Source organism: Vibrio sp. 1874 (genome assembly GCF_033344395.1).
Taxonomy (GTDB): Bacteria; Pseudomonadota; Gammaproteobacteria; order Enterobacterales; family Vibrionaceae; genus Vibrio; species Vibrio alginolyticus.
Map to the genome: position 1 here is coordinate 25,872 of NZ_JAWPOR010000016.1, position 25,595 is coordinate 51,466.

Annotated in this window: 22 protein-coding genes; 8 read left to right on the forward strand and 14 right to left on the reverse strand. The window is 43.9% G+C overall.

Annotated features, from left to right (window positions below; all coding sequences use genetic code 11):
• The first annotated feature begins 45 nt into the window (after nt 1–45).
• The 4 genes from R8N46_RS20540 to R8N46_RS20555 are packed head-to-tail and all read left to right on the forward strand — an operon-like array spanning nt 46 to nt 1,885.
• On the forward strand, nt 46–411 hold the full coding sequence (locus tag R8N46_RS20540) for a DUF4406 domain-containing protein (protein WP_103412224.1): 366 nt from the start codon (nt 46–48) through the stop codon (nt 409–411).
• Complete coding sequence (locus R8N46_RS20545; protein WP_222714869.1) at nt 401–763, forward strand: hypothetical protein; 363 nt, start codon at nt 401–403, stop codon at nt 761–763. The genes R8N46_RS20540 and R8N46_RS20545 overlap by 11 nt, the downstream gene beginning before the upstream one ends.
• A 17-nt stretch (nt 764–780) precedes the next feature.
• On the forward strand, nt 781–1,041 hold the full coding sequence (locus R8N46_RS20550; protein ID WP_103412222.1) for a hypothetical protein: 261 nt from the start codon (nt 781–783) through the stop codon (nt 1,039–1,041).
• Nucleotide 1,042: 1 nt separating this feature from the next.
• Nucleotides 1,043–1,885, forward strand: a complete 843-nt coding sequence (locus R8N46_RS20555; protein ID WP_164368922.1) for a DNA adenine methylase — start codon at nt 1,043–1,045, stop codon at nt 1,883–1,885.
• Between the two features lie 194 nt (nt 1,886–2,079).
• On the opposite strand, the gene R8N46_RS20560 is transcribed toward R8N46_RS20555, so the two are convergent.
• Nucleotides 2,080–3,126 carry a replication initiation protein gene (locus R8N46_RS20560; protein WP_318098522.1) on the reverse strand — a complete coding sequence of 349 codons (1,047 nt, stop codon included), beginning with the start codon at nt 3,124–3,126 and terminating at the stop codon, nt 2,080–2,082.
• A 687-nt stretch (nt 3,127–3,813) separates the two neighbouring features.
• Here R8N46_RS20560 and R8N46_RS20565 point away from each other — a divergent pair.
• Together R8N46_RS20565 and R8N46_RS20570 are read left to right on the forward strand one after the other, a co-directional pair.
• On the forward strand, nt 3,814–4,473 hold the full coding sequence (locus R8N46_RS20565) for a cobyrinic acid ac-diamide synthase (protein WP_158652731.1): 660 nt from the start codon (nt 3,814–3,816) through the stop codon (nt 4,471–4,473).
• Nucleotides 4,466–4,801, forward strand: coding sequence for a hypothetical protein (locus R8N46_RS20570; protein WP_110097010.1), 336 nt, complete (start codon nt 4,466–4,468; stop codon nt 4,799–4,801). The genes R8N46_RS20565 and R8N46_RS20570 overlap by 8 nt, the downstream gene beginning before the upstream one ends.
• A gap of 119 nt (nt 4,802–4,920) precedes the next feature.
• On the opposite strand, the gene R8N46_RS20575 is transcribed toward R8N46_RS20570, so the two are convergent.
• From R8N46_RS20575 to R8N46_RS20590, 4 genes are all read right to left on the reverse strand, one after another.
• Nucleotides 4,921–5,952: a hypothetical protein gene (locus R8N46_RS20575; RefSeq protein ID WP_318098523.1), complete on the reverse strand. Its 1,032-nt coding sequence runs from the start codon at nt 5,950–5,952 to the stop codon at nt 4,921–4,923.
• Nucleotides 5,945–7,609, reverse strand: a complete 1,665-nt coding sequence (locus tag R8N46_RS20580; RefSeq protein ID WP_103412216.1) for a portal protein — start codon at nt 7,607–7,609, stop codon at nt 5,945–5,947. Before R8N46_RS20580 ends, R8N46_RS20575 begins: the two co-directional genes overlap by 8 nt.
• 145 nt (nt 7,610–7,754) lie before the next feature.
• Nucleotides 7,755–8,171: a hypothetical protein gene (locus R8N46_RS20585; protein ID WP_103412215.1), complete on the reverse strand. Its 417-nt coding sequence runs from the start codon at nt 8,169–8,171 to the stop codon at nt 7,755–7,757.
• An 87-nt stretch (nt 8,172–8,258) separates the two neighbouring features.
• Nucleotides 8,259–15,191 carry an SNF2-related protein gene (locus tag R8N46_RS20590; protein WP_318098524.1) on the reverse strand — a complete coding sequence of 2,311 codons (6,933 nt, stop codon included), beginning with the start codon at nt 15,189–15,191 and terminating at the stop codon, nt 8,259–8,261.
• A 309-nt stretch (nt 15,192–15,500) separates the two neighbouring features.
• On the opposite strand from R8N46_RS20590, the gene R8N46_RS20595 reads away from it, so the two are divergent.
• Together R8N46_RS20595 and R8N46_RS20600 are read left to right on the forward strand one after the other, a co-directional pair.
• On the forward strand, nt 15,501–16,253 hold the full coding sequence (locus R8N46_RS20595) for a hypothetical protein (RefSeq protein ID WP_103412213.1): 753 nt from the start codon (nt 15,501–15,503) through the stop codon (nt 16,251–16,253).
• A gap of 158 nt (nt 16,254–16,411) precedes the next feature.
• Nucleotides 16,412–16,969, forward strand: a complete 558-nt coding sequence (locus R8N46_RS20600; RefSeq protein WP_318098525.1) for a hypothetical protein — start codon at nt 16,412–16,414, stop codon at nt 16,967–16,969.
• A 41-nt stretch (nt 16,970–17,010) separates the two neighbouring features.
• Here R8N46_RS20600 and R8N46_RS20605 read toward each other — a convergent pair whose 3' ends face one another.
• From R8N46_RS20605 to R8N46_RS20645, 9 genes are all read right to left on the reverse strand, one after another.
• On the reverse strand, nt 17,011–18,777 hold the full coding sequence (locus R8N46_RS20605; RefSeq protein WP_318098526.1) for a hypothetical protein: 1,767 nt from the start codon (nt 18,775–18,777) through the stop codon (nt 17,011–17,013).
• A complete protein-coding gene (locus R8N46_RS20610; RefSeq protein ID WP_110097063.1) occupies nt 18,752–19,063 on the reverse strand; it encodes a hypothetical protein in 312 nt (103 codons plus the stop codon). The genes R8N46_RS20605 and R8N46_RS20610 overlap by 26 nt, the downstream gene beginning before the upstream one ends.
• 5 nt (nt 19,064–19,068) lie before the next feature.
• Nucleotides 19,069–20,580 carry a hypothetical protein gene (locus R8N46_RS20615; protein ID WP_318098527.1) on the reverse strand — a complete coding sequence of 504 codons (1,512 nt, stop codon included), beginning with the start codon at nt 20,578–20,580 and terminating at the stop codon, nt 19,069–19,071.
• Nucleotides 20,577–21,179 (reverse strand): hypothetical protein, encoded by a 603-nt coding sequence (locus R8N46_RS20620; RefSeq protein WP_164368816.1) that lies wholly within the window; start codon nt 21,177–21,179, stop codon nt 20,577–20,579. The genes R8N46_RS20615 and R8N46_RS20620 overlap by 4 nt, the downstream gene beginning before the upstream one ends.
• A 113-nt stretch (nt 21,180–21,292) precedes the next feature.
• Nucleotides 21,293–21,847: a hypothetical protein gene (locus R8N46_RS20625; RefSeq protein ID WP_103412208.1), complete on the reverse strand. Its 555-nt coding sequence runs from the start codon at nt 21,845–21,847 to the stop codon at nt 21,293–21,295.
• 3 nt (nt 21,848–21,850) lie between these two features.
• Nucleotides 21,851–22,288, reverse strand: a complete 438-nt coding sequence (locus tag R8N46_RS20630; protein WP_103412207.1) for a hypothetical protein — start codon at nt 22,286–22,288, stop codon at nt 21,851–21,853.
• 4 nt (nt 22,289–22,292) lie between these two features.
• Nucleotides 22,293–23,714: a hypothetical protein gene (locus R8N46_RS20635; protein WP_318098528.1), complete on the reverse strand. Its 1,422-nt coding sequence runs from the start codon at nt 23,712–23,714 to the stop codon at nt 22,293–22,295.
• Between the two features lie 111 nt (nt 23,715–23,825).
• The gene (locus R8N46_RS20640; protein WP_318098529.1) at nt 23,826–25,250 is read right to left on the reverse strand and encodes a lipopolysaccharide biosynthesis protein BplA; all 1,425 of its coding nucleotides are present in this window, start codon (nt 25,248–25,250) and stop codon (nt 23,826–23,828) included.
• A 3-nt stretch (nt 25,251–25,253) separates the two neighbouring features.
• Entirely contained in the window at nt 25,254–25,595 is a 342-nt protein-coding gene (locus R8N46_RS20645) for a hypothetical protein (RefSeq protein ID WP_103412204.1), read from the reverse strand.

A 25,595-nucleotide genomic window follows, 5' to 3' on the forward strand; every position in this document is an offset into this window, starting at 1 on the left:
AAAGTGTTAATTTCTGTCCACCACTTTGTTTTAAAGGGAAATTGGATGTCACCGGAAATGGCTCACGTTACGTGTCGTGCTGAATTGACTTTAGAAAGTTTGAAGCAATTAAGAAAAGATGCAGGAAAGCTCACAATTTATATCAGCGGACCAATGACAGGGCACCGCCATTTCAATCATCCAGAATTCTTCCGTATCGAAGAAATGATACAGGATGCCGGACACATCCCACTGAACCCAGCAAGAAACCCCAAAGGGTTAACTTACGACCAGTACATGAAGCTGAGCTTCTCAGATCTTTTTGTCTCGAATGCTGTTGTTCGCCTTAAAGGTTGGATGGAGTCAAAAGGCGCACTGGCGGAAGTGTTTGCTGCTCATTCCCTTGGATTAATGCTCATTGATGAAGAGTAAACGTTCTTTAGTCGATGCAGCCATAGAGCTTGCAAACAACCAAGTAGAGCACACCCCAGAAGTGTGCTCTCACTGCAGCGGGAAAGGTGAAACCAAAGGGTTATTCTCTGCTAAATGGGAATGCCTTCATTGTGATGGGCTTGGTTATACCGGCGATCCAATAGCAATAGCTAAATGGTTTAAAAGTGCGCTAATTCAACGAACCGAAAAGCTACAACAGCTTGGTTCACACTGCGGCAGATTGAACGATGAAAATGATGTGCTCAAAGTTATCTATCCCGATTGGGAGCAAAAACTAAAAGAGCACTATGAACAAGAAACCCACGATAAGTGCAGATCACGGTTTGACTGACTGTGAATGGAGGCGGAATGTCAAACCACCAGCAACGATATACACGATGGCAGCGTATTAAAACACTAGGCTTCCATGATTTGCTAATTCGCTTTTCCTCTCCATACAAACTCCATTTCTTGGCTGGATTGCACGCCATATCTATCAACCATGGTGCCAACATCACTAAGGAAGTGACCTCCCTTAAAAGCGCATTCTCTGATTTAGATACGGAAAAGGCAGCAACCGCCATCATATTTCACCCGCAATTTGGGAAAACCAGCAACAAAAAGGGATAGCATGAAACCACTAATCAAATGGGCAGGCGGCAAAACGTGGCTTGCCAAACGTGCAGAGCGCATTGTTAATGACATTGCACCAGAACGAGTCGTAGAGCCTTTCGCCGGCTCTGCAGCATTTTCTTTGTTTTATGAATTTAACAACGTCACCCTCAATGATGCTAACCCCGCCCTTATCAATTTGTATAAGCAACTCTCCAACGGGTATGAAATAGATCCAAACGATTTCTTGCTAGAAGAGGAGTTCTTCTATTCTGCCAGAGAGGAACTGAATAACTCTTTACTGTCTGGTCAGGAACTAGGCGAAAGGGAAGCTGCCCTTTTTTGGTATCTATGCAAACACTCTTTCAATGGGCTTGTTCGCCAAAGCAAACGAGAAGGCAAATTTAACATGCCGTTTGGTGACTATAAGGGCATCGCCACTCCACCGGACACAAAAGAGTTTATGCGAGTCGCTAAAAACTGGACCTTTAGTTGCGGTTGCTTCTCAGCGGTAGATATATCCGATGCTCAGATGGTCCTAATGGATCCTCCTTATGAGAAAACATTTAACGGCTACACCAAAGATAAAAATGAAAACTTACAAGATCGCATTGTTAGTATGCTTAGTGGCTACGATGGCGCTGTAATCGCCACTAACACGCTTTTGCCTGAACTTACCCATATCTACCGAGAGGAGGGCTTTACCGTCTATAAAACGCCTGTGAGGCGCTCTATCAGCTGCAAAGGGAGCGGGAGAGGTAAAACATTTGAAATGATCGCACTTAGAGGGTTTTCTAAGAAGCAATTTAGGCGCTACATGGATGGGTTACAACCTTACTACCCTAAACCAGTGAACGTTTGAGGATAAAACGTGAGGATTTGAGGTGAATCGTGAAGTGATGACTCCGTAGAACACCCCCATCAACACCACTCCAATACTAATTAAAGCCTTGAATAATATGGCTTTTGTAAAAACTCAAAAGCTCATTGTTATCATTAGTTACCCCATAAACCGTGAAAGACAGAAGGCATCTTTCACGGTTATACTTCAAATTATCACGCTTTTTCTTCAATCTCTTGAGCAGCTTCTTCAGATTCTCTCAGTTTTGAAAAGAACCCACTGCCAAAATCGTGCCCTTCAGTACCAATCCTCACCAAATGTTCTTTTAGATTATTAATTTCCTCAATGGACGGAATGCATCGCTTATCAACAACGTCGGCAAATGTCCTTAATGCATCCTCGTAGGTCAGATTTTTCTCAACCTTAACGCCGACTTCTTTTTCCGGCAATTGCCACTGAAAAAGAAACTTAATCCCGACTACTTTTCTACCTTCTTTGATGTAAGAGAATCCGTAGTTCCCTGTTTTGTCATCGATCAGGAATCTAATATGGGGCTCTTTCTCATCAATTTCTTGAATCGCTGGTTTAATGATCCGCTTGATAAAGTTAGCGTTTACAGCATAAGTCTTTTTCAATAGCGTCCCTTGCCTATCTAACAGACCAAAGAAACCATGGAGGTCTTCAATCGTTTGTGGGTGCAGCTCAGTGTTAGGGGATTTGAACCGGCAAAGCATGGTATACAATCTTTTGCCATGCTCCGTTTTTATTTGTCGGAATGATTTATGTGGAATTTGAGCGTGACCTTGGGATATCCCTAAATACTCTGTGATCAGCTCATCATTAGGTTTGATGGTTAGCGTGCCATGTTTGTACTTAACTCGCTTAAACAAAGGGATAAAGTCGAAAGAATCACCTTCCTGTATCACACCTATTTTCTTACCTGCCAATCGTTCTGACGGCTTATAGAGGATGTTATAAAGGTCTTCCTTTTCCACGCAAAACCAGTCGCAAAGCACTTTGCTTTTAAACTCATAGCTAGGTGATATCGGTGTTTTCCCTGCCATAAAGTCTTCCCACTGATCTTTATGCAACCGTGACAGTAATAGAGCAAAAATATCGTGCTCCACTGGTGATAACGACAGTCGGGAAAAGACAAGCGCATGAGATTTTTTGAAAAAGTCGCTATGGATATCGGCAGACACTGCACTTGTGATTGTTCGTTCTTTTGGCAACTTTTGCTCAGGGGCGTCATTGTCATTCATAACTATTACCTTTTACTCCGGTGCTTCTTGCTAACTATGACTCTTTGCTGCTAAGGGGCTTTTAATTATTACCCTTTACTCCGGAAATGCCGGAGTAAGAAGTCATTTATTGTGATTTATTGCCTTTAATACCGGAGTAAGAAGTAATAGTAAAGGTTTTATAGAGAGTTTTGAGCGCCAAAGCGGAGTAAAAGGTAATAGTTATAGAAAAAATCAACGAATCAAGGACATAAATAGCCATTTATCAACAAACTTACACCTCAAGCCGGAGTAAAAGGTAATAGTTACCGGAGTAAAACGATCTATCTAGCGGAGTAAAAGGTAATAGTTACCGGAGTAAAGTGATCTAGTTACCGGAGTAGAACGATCTAGTTACCGGAGCAAAAGGTAATAGTTTGTTCTGTAAGTTATTGACCCTAAAGGTTTTTTAGCGCCTTATATATCTTTATAGATCTTTATAGATCTTCATAAATAAAATATAACTATTATAGAAGTGTGGATTTGTGGATAACTAATTTAGTCACCTCCTTAGCCTAACATGTCAAACGCCCCTAACTAGATAGCAACTTCCAAGTGATAACAAATAAGTATCTACCTGATACCTATTAAGTGCTTTTATGGTGTTTTATGGGTATCAATTGAGTTTTTGTGTGTTATGATAAGCACACACAAATGAAGGAGATGCTCATGATTATCTTGGTTTTTGGGCAAAGAGGTGGAGCAATGAAATCTATTTGCTCCCAAAACTTAGCCGTAGAACTTGCACACCGCCATAATTCAGTCTGTCTGGTTGATGCAGATCCTGGTGGTACTACTGCAAACTTTGGTGCTTACCGTGAGGAAGAAGGTATTGAGCCACCAATTTTTTGCGTGCAGAAAAGAGGGAAAATCACTAAAACCCTGCAGGAGTTAGATACTAAATACGATTATGTGATCGTAGATGTTCAGGGAAATATTGACCCGACTCGTACACAAGAAATGCGCAGTGGCTTACTGGCGGCTGACATTGCCTTAGCACCTTTTCGTCCCACTCAAGACCATAGAGACAGTATTCTAGAAGTACAAGACCTTATTGATACAGCTAAAGATTTTAACTCTAAGCTTAAAACGTTTTGCATGATCTCGATTGCCCCGACCCATACAGCGAGAGAGCAAGACATTATATTCACTAAGAGTACTCTTAAAGAATACAGTTCAATGGAAGTCCTTGAGACAGTGGCATACAACCGAGTGGTGTATAGCGATGCCTATGCTATTGGTCGTGGTGTAAGAGAAATGAGTGATGCAAAAGCCAAGGCAGAAATGAACAACTTGGTCAATGAATTACTGGAGAAAGCAAATGGCTGATAACACTAAACGATTCAGACAACCTATTCGAAAGAACCAAACGCCTGAAAAAAATGCCGATGCTTTCATCAATGGCGATGTTAATAGCCAACAAGATGAGGTATCACAAGAATGGTATGAGGCATTAGAGTCGACTGACAAAACAAAATCGTCAGAAAAGCCAGTGCATATCAACTTGAATGAATATTACCGCGAATGGGGTACTAAATTAGCTGAATTGGACCCTCAATTTGCTAACAGAAAACACCTTTGCCAAGTTTTAATCGCAGAAGGCATGAATAAGCTCATTGAGAAAACTCTTAAAGAGCAAAAGAAAAAAGAAGCATAAAAAAGGAGCCTGTTGGCTCCTTTTTTTAAACTAATAACCATCCTGATAACATAGGAACAAAGTTCCTAAATCATTATTGATTATTTGCTGGCTTCGCCAGCTAAAGGTCTAGCAAGGCGTTAATCGTAAAAGCCTGCGTCCATAGAAGCATTGATGCTAAATGGATCGTTCTTATCGCCTCTCTCGTCTGTTTCTGTTGATTGCTTAACAAACGTTTTTTTATGCCCTGCTATTGGTAGGTGCTGAGTGCTGATATTGGCGGTATCCATAATCATTTGCATAATGGTTTCCATGCTTTCTTCACTGTCAGCATTAATCAATGCATCAAGAACCTGATCAGTTATCGCAACATGGCTACGCTCTTGTAGTTGTTTAAAGAACTGCTCACGATTTGTCTTTTCAGATTTCAGCGTTTCTGTTTCTTCAGTGACACTGTCCAAAAGTTGTTGAAGCTCTTGGGCTTTCTCATCTTGATCTGCAATTACCTGCTGAGCATCAAGCAACATGCCTTTGAAATGAGCCGACTCAAACGCCATGGATGCATTGAACGAATCCAATACCATTTCTCGCTCATCTTCAGGTACGCCGGCACTGGTTAGATTATCGAGGACCGCTTGGCGATCAAATTCATCTTCTGCAGATGCAGAATCCAACACATAGCCACGGTTGCCAGCGAATAACGGGTTATGTACATAATCAAAACCATAAAACCCATTAATAAGTGTGTTGCCCCCAACTTTGCCACCACCACAAGCCCACGAAAAACCACCAATACGAGAGTTGTGTAACCCAAGAAGCTTACGCCCTTCGTCATTGTCCAATACTTCTTGGGTGTGAGTTAGGTTGCCATCGTCATCAATAGACAAACCTACGGTCACACAGGCAGGAATAGCGTTAACAACGGTCATTTGTCCATTAGGCAAGTGAACGGGTAAAGTTTCCCCCAGAGTAAGCTTGCCAGCCATTTCACGAAGACCATGTGAGACATACCCCACCAATTCTCGTAAACGCAAACGCTCTTCCACTTCAGGCGCTGTCAGCACCGACTTGACGTTATCAAGAATGTACCCACGTTGTTTGCCCGTATACTTTCTACCTGTATCAAAAATATTGAATGTACAGGTAATACTTTGCAGGATTTTTTTAGACATTTTCCTCTCCCATCAGCTCTGCAATGCAGCTGTAAATCATGGTTTTCAGTTGATTATGGCTATCTGGATCGGAAACCGAGTCCAGAACCTTGTCGACTTCATCCTGATCACCATCTTTCGCAGCCTCTATCAGTTGCTTAAATGTTTCTTCACTCACACGCAAAACATCAGTAAAGAGCCAGTTTGAAGTCTGTTTAAAGTTGAACTTGTTGAGTTCGGGATCGAGCATTTGCATTAGCGTAACAACTGACGTTGCGAAGTTAATTCTTGACTCCCTCGCCGTCGCTTCTTCACGTTCTAATACGTTATTTAAGCTGTTAAACTCGATACGCCATGGTTTGTCTGTTTCCGTGTAAACCTTGCCCCATTTCATCAACACATGGATTTCACAGAGCTTTTCTGCACCAGCCTTGATCGCTCGGCGGATTAGATTAGCCTTGATTGCAGCAACCATAGATTGCGTCCACCAGCCACCCTCACCAAGACCACCACTCATATCTTCAGTAAAGCCAACGAGTGATTTATCCACGCCTAGCGCACTACACAGACGATTGACATGAAAGTTTACGTCTTCGATATGGCTAATATTGACATCCGACTGCTCGGTTTGAATGTTTACTTGACCTGAGCCGTCAGCGGTAACTGGCAGAATGTGGTTATCTATTGTTGAAATATGCCCACGTTTAGCTGAGCGCTTAGCCGACAGGTTCAACTTTCGCTTTAACGCCCCCAAAATGGTGTTGTAATACTGAGCTGCTAGAGTTGGGTTTTTCTTACCGGTCTGGATTGTGATGAATCGATCTCGCTTCGCAGCGTTCTTACGTGCTGAGTTGAGTGACAATATGGCTTCATTTAAATCAACCCATGGATCATAAGCTGAGCGTAACAGACTGGAACCGTAGTCCTGTGTTTCGACCGGCTCTTCATTCAGGTAGTCATCATCATTAATATCAAATGCCAATGGGTTTAAACGCACAGGTTCAATAAGCGTGCTGCCGTGACCGTCCCATTTAGGGATTTTAAATTGGATAAATTTCCACGGCTCCATAAGCTCAACAAGCCCTTTCTTCTCAAGGCTTCGTTGGTATTTTGAAGTGTAGCCACACAATAATCCTGCTCGCTCATAGCAACGGATATGAGCAGGATGTGTATAGTGGTCAAATCGAATGTGAGTGATCCCTTTTTGTGGCTCGATATAGGGACGCACATAACTCAGACCGTATTTAGCGGCTTGAAAAGCTATTGCTTCGGCATTTTCGTTTAACCAGCGACCGATAGTGTTTCGCAGGTCCTTAACAATTTTGTCTCCCTCCCCTTCTTTGGTGGAGGCAATAAACAAAATTTCTTGAGTGTCGGTTTTGGCAGACAGAGCATTGGCAACATGCATCTTTAGGGCGCTGTCGATAGTCGGATCGACTGCCATTTCTTCATATCTCAAATAACCAGCACGACGATTGCGAGGGAACGGCTCAATCAGCTTTTCGGTTTCTGACTCAGAGTTAGCTCCCTCTTTGCCTAGTAAATCATCAAGCTTGCCTGCATCCTCATAGTCGAAACCTGATTCTGCCAGCTCTAAATGACCGCTATGGTCATCGTCTTGCTGACCTTGGAACATTTGTGAGAGTTGTTGCCACCACCTCTTTTTTTTCTCAGCCATGATTCTCTCGCCTGTTAATTAACATCGAGAGAGTAACGAGCAGTGGTTAGAGGTGCATCAACACAGATTTGTTTGAGTGGGGCTTGGCGGGTATCTTGTAAGTATTTAAAGGGTATCGTATTGATACCCTTTATTTCATTGCGCTTTAAGCAATAGCATTGGCGACGGCGACTAATTCAAAGTCTTCGTCGATTAGGATGTAGCTGTCTATGGCGCCATCTTCAAACTCAATGACATGCGTATCATCTTCTAACGCTCCGATGTCTTGACGTTCGTCATGGTAAGCAAAGCCTGCGAGCAAAAGATAGGCAGGTTTTTCATAATGAATTTTCTCTAACCATTCAGCATCAATAAAATCAGACGATACCAGCTCTCGCTCAATAAGCATTTGTTTTATACCCCACCAATAGATGCCATATGCACGGTACCAAAGTGGATTTTTACGCAGCATCTTTGCTACAGCTGAAAGAAAGGTTTCCATCCACTGTTCTTCAGTCTGCCCTTCCGTTGCTTCATCATAAAGAGGCTGAAGTTCTGCTTGTGTTGGGATTTTTATTTTCATGGTCGTAATTCCTTGCCATAGGGTACCTACAATATAGCAGATACCCTACAAGTGTTAAATAAGTATTTATCTGATACCTGTTAGGTGTTAGGCGATAATCTCAAACACCTCCTTAACATCAACGCTCACAGGGAAATACCACCAGCTGCCATCCCAATCACCCTCTGCGGTACAGAACTTAGCACCAAAGCGGTTTTTAAGGATATCTTTAGCAGCAAACAGCTTACCGGCTTTACCATTTTCATCTTTCAAGAAGAAATACTGAAATGCTGACAATGAGCGAGCGCGGTATCGACCATTACGAGGAATAGAAACATCTTTGTAGTTATATCGCGCAGTAACACCGATATCTTCAAATCCTTTTTTCACTTCCGCTGGTAGCTCTTTAAAGGCTGGGTTCTTTTTTAGCTCTTCAAGTTCAGCGTCGGCAGCCTGACGTTTCGCGGTTTCTGCCTCATCAAGTAGCTTGCTTTCAAGCCCTGAAATGAACTCTCTCACCCAACGATTAATTTCCATTCGGTTATCCCCAAGCTCTGCAGCTTTATCTTCTGCAGATTCTTGGAAGTCCTGACGAGCCAGACGGTATGCTTGGTGCTTAGCTACTGCTGCTGGCAGTCCTTTTAACGAAGAGGACAATTGAATGCCTTCTAAGAGCGTTGGTTGATAGTCCATCCAAGCCTTATCACACGCTGCTAGGACATCGGCTTGTGAGGCTTTTTGTCCGTATTCCGCAATTTCTTGATCATAAAAGTCACCAAAGAATGGCTTTACAACTTCTCGCCATGCATACATTGGCTTATCTTCTCTGCGAAGTTTTAAGTAATGCAATGCAATCTCACGCTTCAAAGCGTTGTCACTGACGTCAGGGTAAACCAACATTTCTGTTGGATGCTGATCTGCGCTGGCGAGAGTAAGCTCTCCATTGACTCGGAATAGGAAGTTACCGTAACCCTGCAGCTTGATGTCATCACGGTATTTTACAAACTGATCTTTTTTCAGTTTTGATAGCGTGTTGTAGGTATAAGTGATAGATAAAATCTGTTTCACCCTTACCTCATCATCTGACAAAGAAACATGCTTTAATCCGTCTGGCATGGAGTCTAAATCCGCTTTCATGAACTCCCCATTGCGGCGCCCCCACCAATAATAGGAAACATCCCCAACAGGCACAGAGTAATGCACTGAGCGTGAAGATTGTTCAACCTGTTCAATGCGAAGAATTGCCCCGAAATCCGTTTCAAAATAAGTGCCAACCGTAAGCACCGAACCGTCACGAGCAACAATGGCATTTTCAGGGTTTTCGATAATCGCACTGTCAAACGGAAGTTCGCCAGCACTCGCTTTTTGCTTTAGGAACGTCATCCGTTGTGATAGTCGAGATTCAAGCTTGGCTTTATCTTCTTCCCATTTCGCATCATGATCTTGAAGGGATTTGTTAATTCGAGCCAATGCTTGTTCTGCTTTGCTACTATCTTCTCCTTTTTCTTTAATGCGAGAAAGCGATGCTTGAGCTTTGTCTTTACGCTCAACCAGTCGATTGTAGTCTTCAGCTTTATCCGCTTCCCAGCTGGCTAACTGACTGCGTAAGCCAATTACTTGAGACAGGTCTACAGCGCATTTCAAATCAGACTTACGCTTACGCTCTGCTTGTTTTTGGGCTAAGCGTTCCATTCGTTTAGCTTTGGCTGCTTCAGGATCGGCTTCAAACATGTCTAGGTAGTCATCGTTATCTATCGCATTGCCATTGACTGCTTCTGATTCTGTTCCATTGAACAAATCTCGCATCCAACTCTTTTTCTTATTGAGTAGATCAAGGCGGTAGCCATCAAACGAGCCTTTACCAAGGTAGTAGTACAGGCTTACTTTTGATGCTGTATTCCCTTGTCTTACCCCTCGTCCATTGCGTTGCTGAATAGAGGCAGGTGTCCATGGCAATGTTAGATGGTGAATTGCACTGGTCCCTTTTTGTAGGTTTACACCGACTTCAGCTTTTTTGTTACAGATAACGATTTTAATATCACCGGCATTGTAAGCATCAGCAATTCGTTGAAGCTTTGCCCCTGCGGCATCAGAGCCATTGATAATGCCGATCTGCTTTTCATCCAGACCAAGCTGGTTAACGATGATTCGCTTTAACTTATGGTGCTGAGTTTTTTCCTCTGTAAAGATAATTTGCTTACCTTTAACTTCTAACTCCGCTTTTAAGTTAGCGACCAGCTTCGCATACTTAGGCGTTAATGGATGGCTTACGTCGGCAGGCTTGATAGCCGCATCATTTAAACGGTCAAGTACAGCCTGTTCGTACACATCAGGAACCACCAGCACAATAGAGTCGGACTCGTCCTTTCGTTGATAATCCAGCTCAATAGAGACTTTTCGTTTAACCTCTTCGCCATCTTCAGTTTGTTCGATGCGCTCTGCTTCGATAGATGCAGGAAGGGCAGCGATAAGCTGATCAACCGCTTTGGCTTTTGACGCTGGGAAAGTAAAGGTCATGGTCTGGTTGAACAGATCCATGTCTGTTGTCACCTTATCCATGTCTCGCATAACAGCGAATAGAGCGCGAGCATTCGCACTACGCTGGCGAGCCGGCTTGCTGGCTTCTTTTGCTTCTTCACGTAATGACTCATATGCCGATTCTTGATCTGCGGTCATGTCGACACTTTCATGAGTTTCAGGGGCATCTGGTAGCGCTAAGCTTACGTCTTCTGCGTTACGCATTAAGGTGTAACGGTGGAATAGGTTTCGTAATCCATCTAAGTTTTGGAAGCCGACTAATCCATCCTTTTGTACGATTTCACCTTTTACCGTCATTTTCTCAACGGTTTCAACCTTGCCGAACACACGAACAAAATCATCTGCAGTATAAACACCAAACTTTTCAAACTCTTCAACGGGTAATACCAGAGAAAGCATATTGAAAATCTCAAGGGGAGAGTTGGTTACTGGTGTCGCAGATAAAAGAACAGGTCCACGACCTTCGTTTTGATCACGTAGATATGCCATCTTCATTGCCATGTCGATAGCACGTTGTGATTCAGTCGGGTTTGGCAAGTATGCAATATTTGCCGTTTTGTCACCGGCTTTAAAACTGTTCTTAAATGCATGTGCTTCATCAATGATCACTGATTGGAAGCCCATATCTTCAAAATATGGGTACTCACCTTTCTTGTGACCGCCGTCTTCAAGGAAGCGTTGTTGCAAGGCTTCACGACGAACCGCTTCTTTATAGCTGATCTTGTCTTTGCCCTTACCAAGACTGAAGTCATCACCAGCGACCGTACTTGCTGCCATCTGGTCCGAAATTAGCGATTTCTCTACCCACTTGTCGGCATACTTATGCTTGTTGACTGGACGCATTTGAATTTCTTTATACTTTTCAAATGTCATGACAACTAACGATTTTGAGGTCTGGGGAATTTGGTGCATCTTGTCAAAGACTTCTTCGGCAGATTCTTTGATTAGGATGTCTTGATATTCGACGTCACCTGTATGCTTGTTTTTCTTTGGGTTTCCTTTCTCATCTTTTACGGCTTCACGCTGAATTTGCCCGTCTTTGTCTAACTTTGGTTTAAATCCGACAAACAGCGCATTATCCAGATTGCCATGAAACATCTTCGCTTCGTGGTACCAGTTCGCTAAAACAGAGTTAGGCACGACAATTAAGGTTTTATTGGCTCGCCCCATTTGCTTGTTGTAAGCCGCAAGCGCTAAGGCGCTAAATGTCTTACCAAGACCAACATCAAACCCAAGAATACCAGAGCCATCTTCTGACAAGCGGCGTACAGCGGAACATTGGTAGCCATGAGGTTTAACCATGGCGCTAACACCTTCTAAACCTAAATCGGCATCAGAATGTTCAAATGGGATGTAAGAGTTAAACTTCTGGTTGTACAGCTCCGCCAGATCATCAATATCTTTGTGCTGCTGCATCCATAAGCGGAACTCTTCATCCAAACGCGCAACGCGCTCTTTGTACTCTTCGATATACTCTTGTTTTGAGCTAGTGACGTTGCCGCCATTTAGCCAGCTATTAAGCTGCTTATTGAAGCCTTGATTGTCTTCATAACCAACAAACTCACCAAATGGAGAGCTGGTATCACGCACTTTCACGTTTTCAACAAAACTGCCGCCAGTGTCATCGTCCGTCGCAACCTGCTTTTTATCGACGAGGTAATCTAAGTTTGAGTACCCTTTCTCATGCATAAATTCCAACACATACTGGCGGTCAATCCACTTGTGGCGCATTGAAAATGCGATATTTTCCGGCTGTGTTTTGTATCGGCGCTGCTCTATTTCTTCCAGTTGCTGCTGGTACTTGGCTTTAAGTTTTGGATCGGTTTCGACATTGAGTGCATGACTAAGAGTAAGCACTTTTTGGTAAACATCGCCGGAGCAAAAGCGGCTCATTGGCATAACCAGACCATCGGGATGAATAGCGAGGTTTTTATCATCTGCCAAGTCAGACAATGATTGAATTGGGGTCTTGCCTTTATAGAGTTGCTGAATGTCTTCTAGCGTAATGTGCATCATGCCTTCACGTAGATACAGATGCTCCACAATTGCATGTGGATTTGTATCATCAAACGCCAGACCTTTTGTGCTGACTTCACCAGTTAATAAGGTTGAATAATCACCATTTTCGTCCATAGCATTAGAAAAAACGCCAAAATAGCGAGAGCGTTCACCTGCTAGAATCAGCCCCTTGTTCTGTTTAGGGTGTCCATACTTGTTGATTTCGTTTGCCACCAGCTCTTGCAAACGCATTTGTTCAGTGGCATTCCAATTATCCTGATTAGTATCATTTTGGAAGCGAGCTAGATCAGCACCTATTAATGAACCTCGGAAGATTTGCTCTCGATACTCATCGCTTGGTTGCGTCATGGCAAATTCAATAGCTTGCTTTTGAGGCTTAGAAAACAAATGTCCCCATGCTTTCATTGCAGCAAATGCCTGCTTCACTGAGAGCGACATTAAACCATGATTACTTTCAAGTAGCCCCTGAAGCGCCTCCAAAGACGCCACACCGTATTTACTTTCATCAATATCAGTGGTCGTTTGTAATGCATCAACAGGCTCCCAGTTGCCACGAGTGAACTCATACGTGCGCTCATCAATAACACGGCGATCACCTTCCACGTAGTTCTTAATGGCTGGCTCAGCTGTATCTAGGGCTTCCCAGTCAATGCGAGAATGGAATTTTGCCGCCAGCTTACGCTTGAGGGCGACATCTGTAACACTCGCATCACGGATCACTTTGTCGTCGTCACGTACTTTACTGGCATCTTTTGGAACAAATTTCCCATGAATAAAAGGTTTACCGTCACGCTCCCACCACTTACCTTCTAAGAAAGTGTCCCATAGTACATTTGCCGCTTGTAACTGCTCCATTGGTAGTTGAGCGATTTTCTCTGCGGCATTCTTGGAGTGTTTACGTAAGACGATAATATCTGTAACAACACCGGTACCTTGTTTGCCAAATGTTTTGCTTGGGAGCTTGTGAGCACCAAGGAACTCAGCTTTTTTGCTGATCTTGGCTCGCCATTTTTGCCATACTTTTCCACGTTCGCGCACAATATTCACAGGCACAACGAGAACAAGTAATCCACTAGGCTTTACTTTGTCGATAAGGCGGTTAATAAAGTAACGCTCAATGAGCTTTTCACTTTTATGATCAGGGTCATCGTGAGCAGACGCACCACGGGCACTGCCAAAAGGTATGTTGCCAATTACAGAATCAAAGTGGTTGTCAGGTGATTCAACCGCCATCTTTTCAAACGATTGATTGAAAACATTATCTTCAGGGTGAAGAATTTTATTCACGGCAGAACTGATCGGATCGATTTCCGTTGCTGTCATTTTAACGCCTTGATGCTTAGTGGCATTAAATACACCAGCGCCGGCAGATGGCTCTAACACGTTGCCGTTATCAAACCCATTCGCACTCAACAGCTCCCAGCACCCTTCTGCAATGTAGGTTGGAGTGTAATATTCGTATTGGCTATTTTCACTCAGACCGCCACGCCCTGAGTATTGAACAAGCAGATCATAATCTTCCGCTGTGAGCGTGCTTGTGTCCCAATTTGACGCTTTAATACGATCAACGATCGCTTTTACTTTGTTGTTGATCGCTTCTCGGGTTTTTACGCCACTGGCTTTTAGACCAAACTCACGATCGCCAGCAAATGCGATAGGCTGGAATATCTGGTTGAAAGTAGCTTCTAACTCATTGATATCTTTAGCTGCCAATAGAGCTTGCACCTGTTCATCTGTCGCGCTATCAAGCACAGCATGGTCATGCACAAACTGTAATGGTAAGTCTAATTCCTCTCCATCAGCTTCAGCGATCGCTTTTTTGAAGTCTTCAATGCGCATTGTAGAGATCGGTCCCAAGAACAGATCAGAATCATACTGCTTTAGATAAGCGGTTCGGGCTTGCTCTTTGTTGTCAAAGCCTAGCATTACCTTGTCTTCGTCAAAAAACTCAGGACAAGCGCAGTCTTGAACGTGCTCCTTACATTGAGGGCAGTATTTTGATGACCATTGTTTGATTTTTTCGATCGCATGTTGCTTCACGATGTAAACGTGATCGGCTTTTCGGTTCGGACCTACATAACAATCAATACCTTCCTGATCGGTTCCTTTGGTCGATCTTATGTACCCGTAGTCATAATGCATTGACACTGCCCATTCGCTACCATCAGGGTCTACACCTGAACGTTTAGTGCCTGCCTTGTTTTCAATGGAAATCGGTAAACCTTGGAACTGATAACGGTCCTGCAGCTTGAATGATTGTGGTTTGGTCGTGAAGGATGGTTCTTCATCTTCCGCGCTATCAAACACAACATCACGGTGTGGGTACGGTTTTTGCTCACCTTCAATAAACGCAATAGAAAAACCTTGTTCAATCGCGGCTTTAGTGGTGAACGAGTAATGAGCACTCATTGGTGCCATTTCTGGAAGCTGAGCAATTCGTCCGTCTGGGGTCATGCCATGAAAACGGATGAAATTTTTTATCATCGTCTGATCTTCGGCTGTGCCATCCATTTCGACGGTTGCTTTTTGTTCCCAGTGAGAGTCAATCAGAATGGAAACTTCTGATTTAAAAGGGGTTGTTATTAAGAATCTGTACATTCAGCGTATGGCGGGAGGTTCGCCATCCTCCTTTTGATGGGCAAACATTAATGTTCATCGGGAGGGTAACAAGCTCAATGAATACAGGCATCCACATAAAATTGTCAAAAGGTGGTCTACAATAAAAATTAACATAATAATTAACGTATAAATTACGCTTTCAGTTGGCGGTCGAATAGATATGTAGAGGACGGAATGACCGCAAATAAGTATAAAGACTGCTTAAAGAAGAATAAGCATCTATGCCAACGGTGTTACCCACGAAAGGACACGTCCATTCATTATGGGATTCATGCGGGACAGTTCGTGCTGTGTGATTGTCTGATTGCTGAATTGATGCGATATCCTGGTCCTGCCGGCATTAAAGGGCTTAATTCAGAATTTCTCATAATGAACTGCCATTATAGGGAGTTGGTGGATTTACCTTGTGGGTATAGCTTTTACGGTAAGCGACTTGAAGAAATGCCATCCTGCGTTCGTCATGAGACAGCCAAGAGCTACGACATGCAAGATCGCCTCATTATGGAAGAGCGTCAGGCGATGATTTTTGCAGATTGCGACTACTTTTTCGGAGACAGTATCAAATTGCATACTGTTGAAACTCAGAAATACCCCCTAATTGACCTAAGCGGAAATTTGATCGGGATCGCTTTTTTGATAAATGATTTTTTCCGTCCTATGGATTCTAGACATGTAAAGCTGCCTGACTTTGCTGACCTTTCCACTCCTCTTAGCATGGCGGAATCTCGTCTCGTATTTTGTAAAAAAATGGGATTGTCTGACAAAGAATCCGCAGAAAGACTAGGGATTACGCCATCTACCGTGCGATCTCTCAAAGCTCGTATCCGTGATAAGACTGGTTACAGCGTGTCAGAACTTCGTACTTTATTATCCAGCCACTCATCATTTCGACTTATCACCAAGAGCGATTCATTCAGGATACGCTAGATTTGTGGACACTTTTGTCTACATACACCATAAGTATGTTTATGCATACTCGCCCTTACTGAGTCTTTGAATTATATAAAAAAGATTAAAAATACTGTATAAATAAACAGTATGTAACTGACGTTAGTTCAAATTCGACCTAGAAGGAGAAATATGTAGTGCTAGGTGATTACATCCATACAGTTTTAGCCCACATTGAAAATACGGATTTTGGGACAAGATATCTGGAATCAGAAGGACGCAAGAGCGAAGCAAATGCCACCAGCCACCAGCAAAAAGGAGGCAAGCAAGAATTTATTCCGTGTGGGGATAAGGCTAACTTCCCATACAACGAAGAAACACGAAAGGCGGTCCTGTCAATCTTTCTCGGGGCGCGTATTCATGATGCTGCTGTCATGATTAGTGTTGCAGACCGAACGATGCGTGATCGCTTCCTGACTTACTGTAAGCACGCAAATCCAGATCAGTTTGAGCGGATTTATGAGCGAGCAGTCCATCAAGGATATTCAACGCCACCAGTCGAGCTATTTCAGCCTTACGTGTTGGATTTCTTTACACAAGCGGATCTACCTGTATTGCACAGTGAGGCTAAGGTTTTACCGACAGCCAAAGAGCTGGCTGAAGAAAGCCTAGAGAAAGCGAAGCTGGAACTCTCCCTAGCTCGCATTCGATTGAGTGTGGTAGAAGGTATGACAAGAATTTTAGGGTGCGAATAAAAAACCGGCTCCGTATCGTACTTGGAGCCGGAATGTAAGTATTAAATTAGTGGTAGTTCAGTATCTGATTGATACCAGTCGGGTGCTTGATTGTTGCAGGCTAGATAAAAGGCGCTTTGGGGAAGTGGTTTAATCCCTCGTGCTGATAATTCATGAAGATACATGAATATTTCTGCCTGCACTCTTTCTCTAAAGAAGTGTCGGGTTTGGTCTTGCTTGCCACTCATCACAGTTACACCGTAAATTTGCTTGCGCTGTCTAGGCGCCTTGGCTGGAAATAGCTGACAAGTTCCAAGCGTCCGAGTCCATCCCCACTTTTTATTGTGGGCATTAGTCTTCCCTTTTCCCGTTAATGCTTGTTGCCATGCTTCATCAGAAGCCATACGATGCCCATCTTGCCATGATAGTGTCGCAATTACTTTCTTTACTGCATTGGCAAAACTTGTTCCATGGACCTGCTTTTCGAGCTGCTTTTTCTGGCGTTGTATGAGGGTATCGTTAACGCCTGTCATCATACCAACCATTAACGTAAACATTTCTTCGTCACTGTCATACAAGGCGTACATGCTTTCAAGTGAGGAAAATTGCTGGATCCCCATGGAGGCAACCTCGGTCGCGCCACTCTCATACACTTTTCCGACATACGGTGAATAAAAGTTATCTGGGATAGCTATCTCATCACTTTTGTATGATCGGTTGTTGGTCAGTTCGCTGAGTCGTTGTGGGGAGCCAGAGGCACGCTTTTGGATAAACCGCTGATTGGCTAATTTAACTGACTCGTCAGCTTCAAGTAGGTGGCTCATTTCGTGAAATAGCGCGCGACGGTCAAAATCATGATCAATATCAATGGTCGCGGTATTGATTATGGCACTGGCTCGTTTGCTACCAGTTGTTACCAATCGGACATTATCGAGCCTACCGTTAAGCAAGCGATAATATGTTGCCATGTCACGGCGGACTTCTGACTCTGGGTAGCCTGATTTTCGCATTCTGGCGATAGCAGACGCACTGATCTCTTGATGGGTAGCCCAGAGGTCAGCCTCTTCCTGAGAGACGCTAGAATGTGCAAGCAGGGAGTCATACACACTGGACATCAACTCTGTCCCTATCCGCTTCTTTTGATCTTGTAACGCTTGAAGTTGAAGTCGTGCGGTTTGGTCTAATTCTTCACTGGATGCCATAAGCACAGGGTCTATTTGCGTCCGGTGAGCAGACTCAATGGCAGAGCGAATCATTTCAAATTCGGACATTAGAGCTTCACTTTGCCCTTGTTCGTGAATTTGACCGATCACCCCACGGGCTTTCTCTGCGAGTGGAGAGATGTATTCATTTTCAAGTCGCTCAATCTTTTTATTGATGTCTGGGTTACTACGCAGCAATTCGTTAATGTTATGAGCGACATCTTTAAGTAATTGCGCTTTTTCTGGCTCAATTACTTTGCTGAGAAATTGCTCGCCATGCTGCTGCCAGAATTGTCGCTGTCGTTCATCAAGATCGTCAGGAACAATATAGGCTTGTCGTAAACTGTTTAGATCAGCACCCTGCTCTGATATCAATTCTAGTCGGTTGTCATTGTATCGGCTCAACTCAACTTGCAGCGAGACAATATCGCGCCAAACTTGAAATTTTTCTAAATCATCCTCGGTGTCGATTAGCTTTTGTTTTAGTGCCTTAGCTTGGTGCGTTTGGGCACTTATCATTTCGCCAAAAGCCGCAAGAAAGACGGCGCTAAGACCGTCTATCTCACTGGATGCTTGTATGGCGGAAATGACTGCCTTCTTTTTAGGCTGGGAGTCTTTTTTCGACATAGTTAACTACTGGTTGCTTTACGGACTCAAATTCGCCCGACTCTTCTGATATTTCACGCACAATAGCGATAAACTTAACTGGCTCTAGGTGATCAAATTTGCCACCAATGAGTTCATCAAGGCGAGAAGCGAGCTTTTTAGCACCACCCACAATCTGAGCGCGAATAGCCTTTATTTGTTTGGCAATTTTCAACTTCTCTATCCCTTTAATTGACGCGCTTTTAATTTGCACTCTCAACTGGCGTATTTCCTTCGCCAGTTTGAGCTTTTCTACACCAGATAACATGCTTATTACTCCTGCTTCTCATCAAGCTCTGCGTATTTTTCTACCGCTGAGCCGATCAGGGCATCGAATTGATCCACCAGCCCCAATTTTTCTAACTCTTCGCTGGCTTCTTCTATCATTTCAAGCACATCATCTGCAGCAACATCATCATGTACACCATTAATGATATCTTCTAATGTTAGTACTGCTTGAGGCTTATCACCTATAGATTGATCTTTCATTTCATCACTTTCCCCTTCTTGGGACTCTTCCGGTGTGTTTGTTGCCTCCGGTGACGGCGTATCTGCAGACGTTGATGATGCTTCTGGCGAATCCGGCGTAGCTTGTTCATCCTTATCTTCCTTGCTGCCAGCGGCATTACTATGCAAAGACCAAACACTATTTCGAGCTGAAATGATCGGCTTATCGAGGACTTTCTGTGCTTCAGAGATAAAATCTAGTGCAGCATCAACGACTTCAGAGTGCCCATTGTTATGTCGAGTCTTTAGCTTGTTAACAATGGAATTGACAAAGAGTGAGCGAGTTAACCCTTTCTCTTCACCACGGGCAATAGCAGCGATCGTGCTCATCGACGAAACCACATCATTGAATAGCCCAGAATCAACCAGCTTAAACCGTTCTAATGTCGCATTTTCTTCGGGAGCAGGTTCGCCTTCACCTTGTGCTGGGGTTTGCTCTGGCTTTGGCTCAGGCTGAGCTGCTTTTAGCGCGGCAATCTTCTCCCGTAGGCTATCGTTATACGCTTGACGGCTGGCGAGTTCTTCAGATTTCACCGTAACCATGTGTTCAAGCTCTTGATCGCGGGTTTCTAACTGTGAAACTTCAGTTGTCAGTTGATTGAGTTCATCAAGCAGTGCATTAGAGGACTCTTGAAGGCTGGCTAATTGATTTCGAGCATCATTGACTTCTTTTTGCTTCGCTTGGAACGCTTCTGAGTTAGCGCCGGCAAGATTACCAATGCGCTTTCCAATCGTTGAGAGCGATACTTCACGCATTTTCCCTTGATTCATTTCAGGGGCGACAACCTGAGTAATATCTCGCTTGTTTAGCAGCCAACGAAAGGCAATGACCACATCATCAGGCTTAAATACCTTTGGATCTTCGTCAGGCGCATGGAAAACTACGCTCACTGCCTGCCCGTCACTTAACGAAAATTGTGCCGCAACGGTAGCGAAGAGGTTGTTTTTCTTTGGCTCACCGACTTCATGATCTGTCACAGTAATATTGCTACTTGATAAGGCTCGGTTTAGTGCTCTAGCCAACGCTTTCATTGTGCGAGGGAATGAGGCATAACTGGTTGTCACCGCATCCAGAATAAAACCATCATGCTTGCCAACGAGTTCCCCCTCAACATACGCAGCATCCATGACTGACAAAGGCTCAACCTCAAACATTAACGCTTCTTGTTCTGGATCTGCGGTTAGCTGATACATTGCTTCTTTGATTTGAGAGCGAGTAAAGCCTTTTGCCAGTGGGTCCGGCATGGCAAAAACTTTTAATCCTTTCACTGGGTTCATGCTGCGGACTCCTCTAGCTGTTTTAGCTCCGCTTCTAGTTGCTCTGAAACAGAATATTCTTGGTTAATGTGGGTGCTGATATCTGACTTTCTTTGCTCTTTAGCTGGCAAACCGTCTTCTAATGCCTGCTTTTGCTTTCGTTTCTCAGCAACTGAAGCTTCCAAATCTTGCTTATCAGCGTTTGCCAGTGCTATCTGAGCTTTAAGTGATGTTTTAGCTCGGCTTGATGAGTCTTTACTCGTACTGCTGGCTCTGGCTGCTCGTTTTTTTAATGTCTGTTGAAACTGCTTGCTGTTTGCACTGACCTTGCCGGCAATTTCTGCAACGGCTTTTTTTAGATCATCAACATGCTTGATTGGGATCACTCTTGTATTGAGGCGTACTTGGAAAATAGCCCCTTGCGCGGTTGCCTGAAGCATGAGCTTCTGACCATCGGCAAAATGAAGAGTGGCTTTTTTAGTCTGCACTCCAGACTGTCGTTTGGCTTTGTTGTCCGCTTCAACGCTTGTGACTTGGAGATCTTGACGTTTAAATTCATCAATGACCTTCTTTAGTCCCTTTTCGTTGAATTGGGCATAATCGAAAGATAAGTAACTCACGGGAACGCTCCACACTGTGATTGTGTTGTTAACAGTTCGATGGTAGAGCGCAGGGGGTAGGATCGCATCAACAGGAAAATTTACTCCCTCGTGTGAGAGAGTAAATAGGAGGATTACAGACCAAGGTGCTTTTTGAGCTGGTTTACTTCTTCTTGCAGTTCTAGTGTTCGGCGTCCATTGTCGATGGTATACGCTGCCAGCTCTGCATAATCTGAGGCTGAAACTGGTTTAGATGGCAATGCTTGCTCAATGCTGTCTACAGGGACAGATGTTGCCCCTGACGGAAGCGTAATCTTAGCCAACATGATAGCGTTACTCGGCACGCTATCTCGAACGTAAATACCGACAGAAGACGCTTGGTGAAGTGCATATTGTGCTTCGAGCACCACATATTGCGTTTTACCTGCAGTCAATGTTACCTGCTTGGTAACATTGTTTGGCATTCTTGCTGTCAGTGAATAAGTGCCGACTTCAAGAACCGCAATATTCTGATCACTTCCTGAGACTTCGACGGTTAGCCCCGTCTTTGGTTTGACCGAAAAGCCAGAGTAAACCCCTTTAGGTAGTAACCCCTGTAACTTTTGGTTCATGGACGCACCCGAGAAGTTTTCACGCCATGCTGTGTCTACTCTCAAGTCGTCCATTGGTTGTTGTGGGTATGTATTCATCCATTACTCTCCGGAAATAGGGAAGTTAACGTATGGGTGTGTGTTAATGCCCTCTTCAGGTGTTACCCAATCTGGCAAATCAATACTGACGGCAACCAGATCCCCGTCATCGTCATATAAGCCGGTTTGGCTGTATTGCTTCGGCTCTGATAAGGTATTTTCAGGCATGATACAGCGGAATAGTAATCGCCCATTAGCCCAAACAACATCTTCTGCAGGATTAATGGTCCCTTCAAAGAAAACGTTTTTGATGTCGTTTTCTGCTGCATTGAATGGTGAGAGTGCTGGCGGGGTTTTGCTGTCATCCACCAGCAACGGATCATGACCAAACTTAAATTTAACGATCTTGAACTGTTTCGCCAGTCCTGCAATTGAGAGAGCATTTTTTTCGTAAAAACGAGGCAGTAGCTCTGCAATCTGCCATGGTTGGTTTGTCGACATAGCGCTAATTCCAAAGTGGTGTGTCTAACGGTGCGAAATCAGCTGGGATTTCGTCAAACCCCAGCCATGGATTTTGGTTTATCTCTGTTGGTTGCTTTAACTCAAAAGGCAAAGAGGGGTACTCTCTGACCGTGCATTCAGCTTGAGCGCTGTAAGCGATGGAACAAGATGACTGCGTTTGCTTCGTTTGAATAAAGCCATGCTGGCTCACTTCCGTTTGAAATGAGCGTAACTGGATTCGATGCTGCTTAAATGGCGGAAGTTTATCGCCTTCCTTTCCAGATAATGCTGCAGTGCCGTCTTGTGTCTTCACAAACAAATCAAGGGACCAATCCGCCCCCAGTTGATAACTCATCCAGACAGGTCTAATCGTCATTCGACTTTGCCCGTGTAAAGGATCGTTTGTTGGAACGCTGTCTGCTGGCATCGCATCAAATTGATAGTGCATATTGAACGTCAAGCATGGATAACGGACGGCTGATAGAGCACCACCATCCATAGGCATAAACCCATGCTCAATAGGAACAGAACGCTCAATCGTTGATATTTCCTGCAACGCCCCGATTACGTCGCCTTCTTTCCCCGCAAGTGGTACACGGCGATCGCCCAAATCAACGAACAAATCAAGGGACCATGAAATATTGCCCAGAGAAAAGTCAACTTGGCTGGTTGTTACTCCACGAACATGCTCGACATATAAAGGGCTTTCATCTAACCAAGGTACGTCAGCTGGTCGCTCATCAAAAGAAGCCGTTAAGCGGTAGAACATACAGCCGCCTTTTTCGGCTATGGTCTGGCGCTTAACGTGATAACCCAACGGCTCATAGTTGAAATTGATGGTTAGAATGAAATATTCACCGTCATACACGATATGAGAGGGGCGTAATCGTTCAATTTCTCGTTGAGCTATGGCAATAAAAGTTTCTTTAGCCATGCCCAATTGATGAAGGTGTGTGAGATCAACTGCAATCTTGCCCCGAGAGGTCATCCAGAAATCATCTAGCTCCCACTGTTTTAGTTGGATCTCTTGCTCTGTATATAGATTGTCTAAGGTATACGCTTGACTGCGGTTGGAGTAGAGAGGTTCCCATGTCACACCAAGCCCTGCGAAGTTCACGCACAAGGCATTCACGAAAGGAACGATAGTGTCTTTTTCATGAATGTTGGCTCGCTGCCAAGAAATAGACAGCCGCTTACCTGAAGAGTCGATGGGCAAGGCAGTATCAAAATAATCACCAAACTCGGCAATTTTCTTATTTAGATGCTCATCGTTGGCAGTGAAGATGTTTTTACTATCTTCAAATGTTTGGAGTTCACTGAAAAAATAGGTATCCCAGTATTCTTCCAATGCTTCAGCAAGCGCTACCCATTGGGGAGAGCCTTGTTTGCTCTTTGTAAGACGCTCAACTAACCATTTTTCAGCCACAGGAAAACCTCACTCTAAATCTCGAATGAGGGTACGGTTTAAGGCAAGAACCCGCCACGACAAAAAGATTTTTTACCTATGGCGAGTATTTATTAGGTGTTATATCAGTATCTAGTAAATACTTAACTTAGCGTTGTTTGTGTAATCTATGTCAAGCATCTCCATGGAGGCTTCAAGATTGATGTATATCATTTGCTTGAGGTTTTCTGGCTCTGCTTTACCTAGAATTTCAATATCAATGTCATCTTCACTCTCAAAGATGTTTAAGTTATTCATCAGACGGTAAAGATCGCGTTTGAGGGCTTTTGCCTTTCGCTTTGAAGCGTCTTTTCCGTAGTTGTTCCAAAGAGTATCGCTGATTAACTTCTCGGCATCGGTTAGCGTAACGCTGCGTAAAAGCTTGCCAGTGATCTTGGCAGTAAATGCCTGAGCATCTACAGGGACATTCTGGTAACGGCGGTTAAATTGGGGAATGTTCTCTTTCATGTATGCAGCAATCTCGGTACCGATAGCGTCATTGTTCGGCGCATAAACACAAAGAAAGATCTTATTGACGTTCTCCAGCTTTAGTTGACCATCCATTTTCTCTTGCTCTGCCTCTCCCCATACATTACCCCAAATCACTTCAGGAAAGTGGCGCTTAATAAAGAACAGGTAATCATCATCCCAAACATGGTTGTCGTCATAGAGCGGGTAATAAAGCGCATTACGGCGTAGCTCATCTGTTTCTTCTCTGGCAGCGCCACCAGTAAAGACGGAGGCAGTTTCAAATTCGATGTCTTCTGCGTCATCATCCACTGGCGTCAGTGGTTGGTTTGGCATTAACTTTGTGTCACCTTCAGTTAGCCATAGCTCAACTTTTACTTTTGAGTCTTTTGCTGGGATAAGTCCGAAAATATTGTTGCCAAATCGGATCCCTACCTGATCGGTATGCGAGTAAAACTCATCAAACACTTTATCAGCGCGAGCGTTGCGAAAGCGATTGGTAGGTAGCCATTCTTCATAGCCACTTCCCATATCAACAAATACTCTGAACTTATGCAGGTTAACACTGATAGAGCGCCCAAACTCAAACTCTAAGAAGGGTTGTTCTTTCTCCACAACGAACGATAGTTCATGCTGCTTAACTTGAGAGCCTTCAACAACGACCTCTCCACCAGCTGCCACACGAACACTTTCGTTAATCATGTAGTAAACCTGATCTTCAGAAACAATAGGGAAATGCGCCATGACGCTGCGATCTCGGCTCTGTTTGTTTCTGATACGGATCTGTCCACGGCTAGGGGCAGCCTTACGAGGTAGGTACTGTCGGTCTTCAGCAAGCGCTAGAATTGAACTGCGATTATAGGCAGTACTCAAATACCCCTCTTGGACCGCCCGTTCGAGTTTATGGATGGCATATTCCAAGGCGAGGTTTTGGAAGGTGTTTATCCCCTGCATTACCTGACTATCTGCCAATGGTTCTAATACCGGCTTTTTGCGGATAATGTCGGTAAAGGAAGCGCGTGCTTCTGCCTTGTTTTCAAGATTGCTCATTGGCTACCTCAATGGAATATTGTTATCGAACAAGCCGAATTGATGGCTAATGACAATGCGGCAGAGATCAAGCTCAGGAAAGGTCACTCGGATCCCCTTGATTACAACACCTTGGACGTCACGGGGTAACTTTTCCACGATTGCCATTTCCATCATCACTGCATCATCTTCTGTTTGTGCGCAGAACTGAAACGGCGCCAAGTTATGTCCCCATGCGGGGTTGTCTGCAATAGTATGCTCTGGGTTATCAAACCACTCTTCAATATTGTTATTGAGGGCTTTGCCATCGTAAGAGACGGCAAGCCCTGTGCTATCAACATTGAGTAGGTGATTAAGTTCTTCCAT

Bases quoted from the DNA above. Each gene is read 5' to 3' on its own strand.
- R8N46_RS20645 (WP_103412204.1), bottom strand. From the start codon at position 25,595: ATGGAAGAACTTAATCACCTACTCAATGTTGATAGCACAGGGCTTGCC.
- R8N46_RS20605 (WP_318098526.1), bottom strand. From the start codon at position 18,777: ATGTCGAAAAAAGACTCCCAGCCTAAAAAGAAGGCAGTCATTTCCGCC.
- R8N46_RS20615 (WP_318098527.1), bottom strand. From the start codon at position 20,580: ATGAACCCAGTGAAAGGATTAAAAGTTTTTGCCATGCCGGACCCACTG.
- R8N46_RS20580 (WP_103412216.1), bottom strand. From the start codon at position 7,609: ATGGCTGAGAAAAAAAAGAGGTGGTGGCAACAACTCTCACAAATGTTC.
- R8N46_RS20570 (WP_110097010.1), top strand. From the start codon at position 4,466: ATGGCTGATAACACTAAACGATTCAGACAACCTATTCGAAAGAACCAA.
- R8N46_RS20625 (WP_103412208.1), bottom strand. From the start codon at position 21,847: ATGAATACATACCCACAACAACCAATGGACGACTTGAGAGTAGACACA.
- R8N46_RS20560 (WP_318098522.1), bottom strand. From the start codon at position 3,126: ATGAATGACAATGACGCCCCTGAGCAAAAGTTGCCAAAAGAACGAACA.
- R8N46_RS20545 (WP_222714869.1), top strand. From the start codon at position 401: ATGAAGAGTAAACGTTCTTTAGTCGATGCAGCCATAGAGCTTGCAAAC.
- R8N46_RS20575 (WP_318098523.1), bottom strand. From the start codon at position 5,952: ATGTCTAAAAAAATCCTGCAAAGTATTACCTGTACATTCAATATTTTT.
- R8N46_RS20630 (WP_103412207.1), bottom strand. From the start codon at position 22,288: ATGTCGACAAACCAACCATGGCAGATTGCAGAGCTACTGCCTCGTTTT.
- R8N46_RS20555 (WP_164368922.1), top strand. From the start codon at position 1,043: ATGAAACCACTAATCAAATGGGCAGGCGGCAAAACGTGGCTTGCCAAA.
- R8N46_RS20640 (WP_318098529.1), bottom strand. From the start codon at position 25,250: ATGAGCAATCTTGAAAACAAGGCAGAAGCACGCGCTTCCTTTACCGAC.
- R8N46_RS20585 (WP_103412215.1), bottom strand. From the start codon at position 8,171: ATGAAAATAAAAATCCCAACACAAGCAGAACTTCAGCCTCTTTATGAT.
- R8N46_RS20540 (WP_103412224.1), top strand. From the start codon at position 46: ATGTCACCGGAAATGGCTCACGTTACGTGTCGTGCTGAATTGACTTTA.
- R8N46_RS20590 (WP_318098524.1), bottom strand. From the start codon at position 15,191: ATGATAAAAAATTTCATCCGTTTTCATGGCATGACCCCAGACGGACGA.
- R8N46_RS20595 (WP_103412213.1), top strand. From the start codon at position 15,501: ATGACCGCAAATAAGTATAAAGACTGCTTAAAGAAGAATAAGCATCTA.
- R8N46_RS20610 (WP_110097063.1), bottom strand. From the start codon at position 19,063: ATGTTATCTGGTGTAGAAAAGCTCAAACTGGCGAAGGAAATACGCCAG.
- R8N46_RS20565 (WP_158652731.1), top strand. From the start codon at position 3,814: ATGATTATCTTGGTTTTTGGGCAAAGAGGTGGAGCAATGAAATCTATT.
- R8N46_RS20550 (WP_103412222.1), top strand. From the start codon at position 781: ATGTCAAACCACCAGCAACGATATACACGATGGCAGCGTATTAAAACA.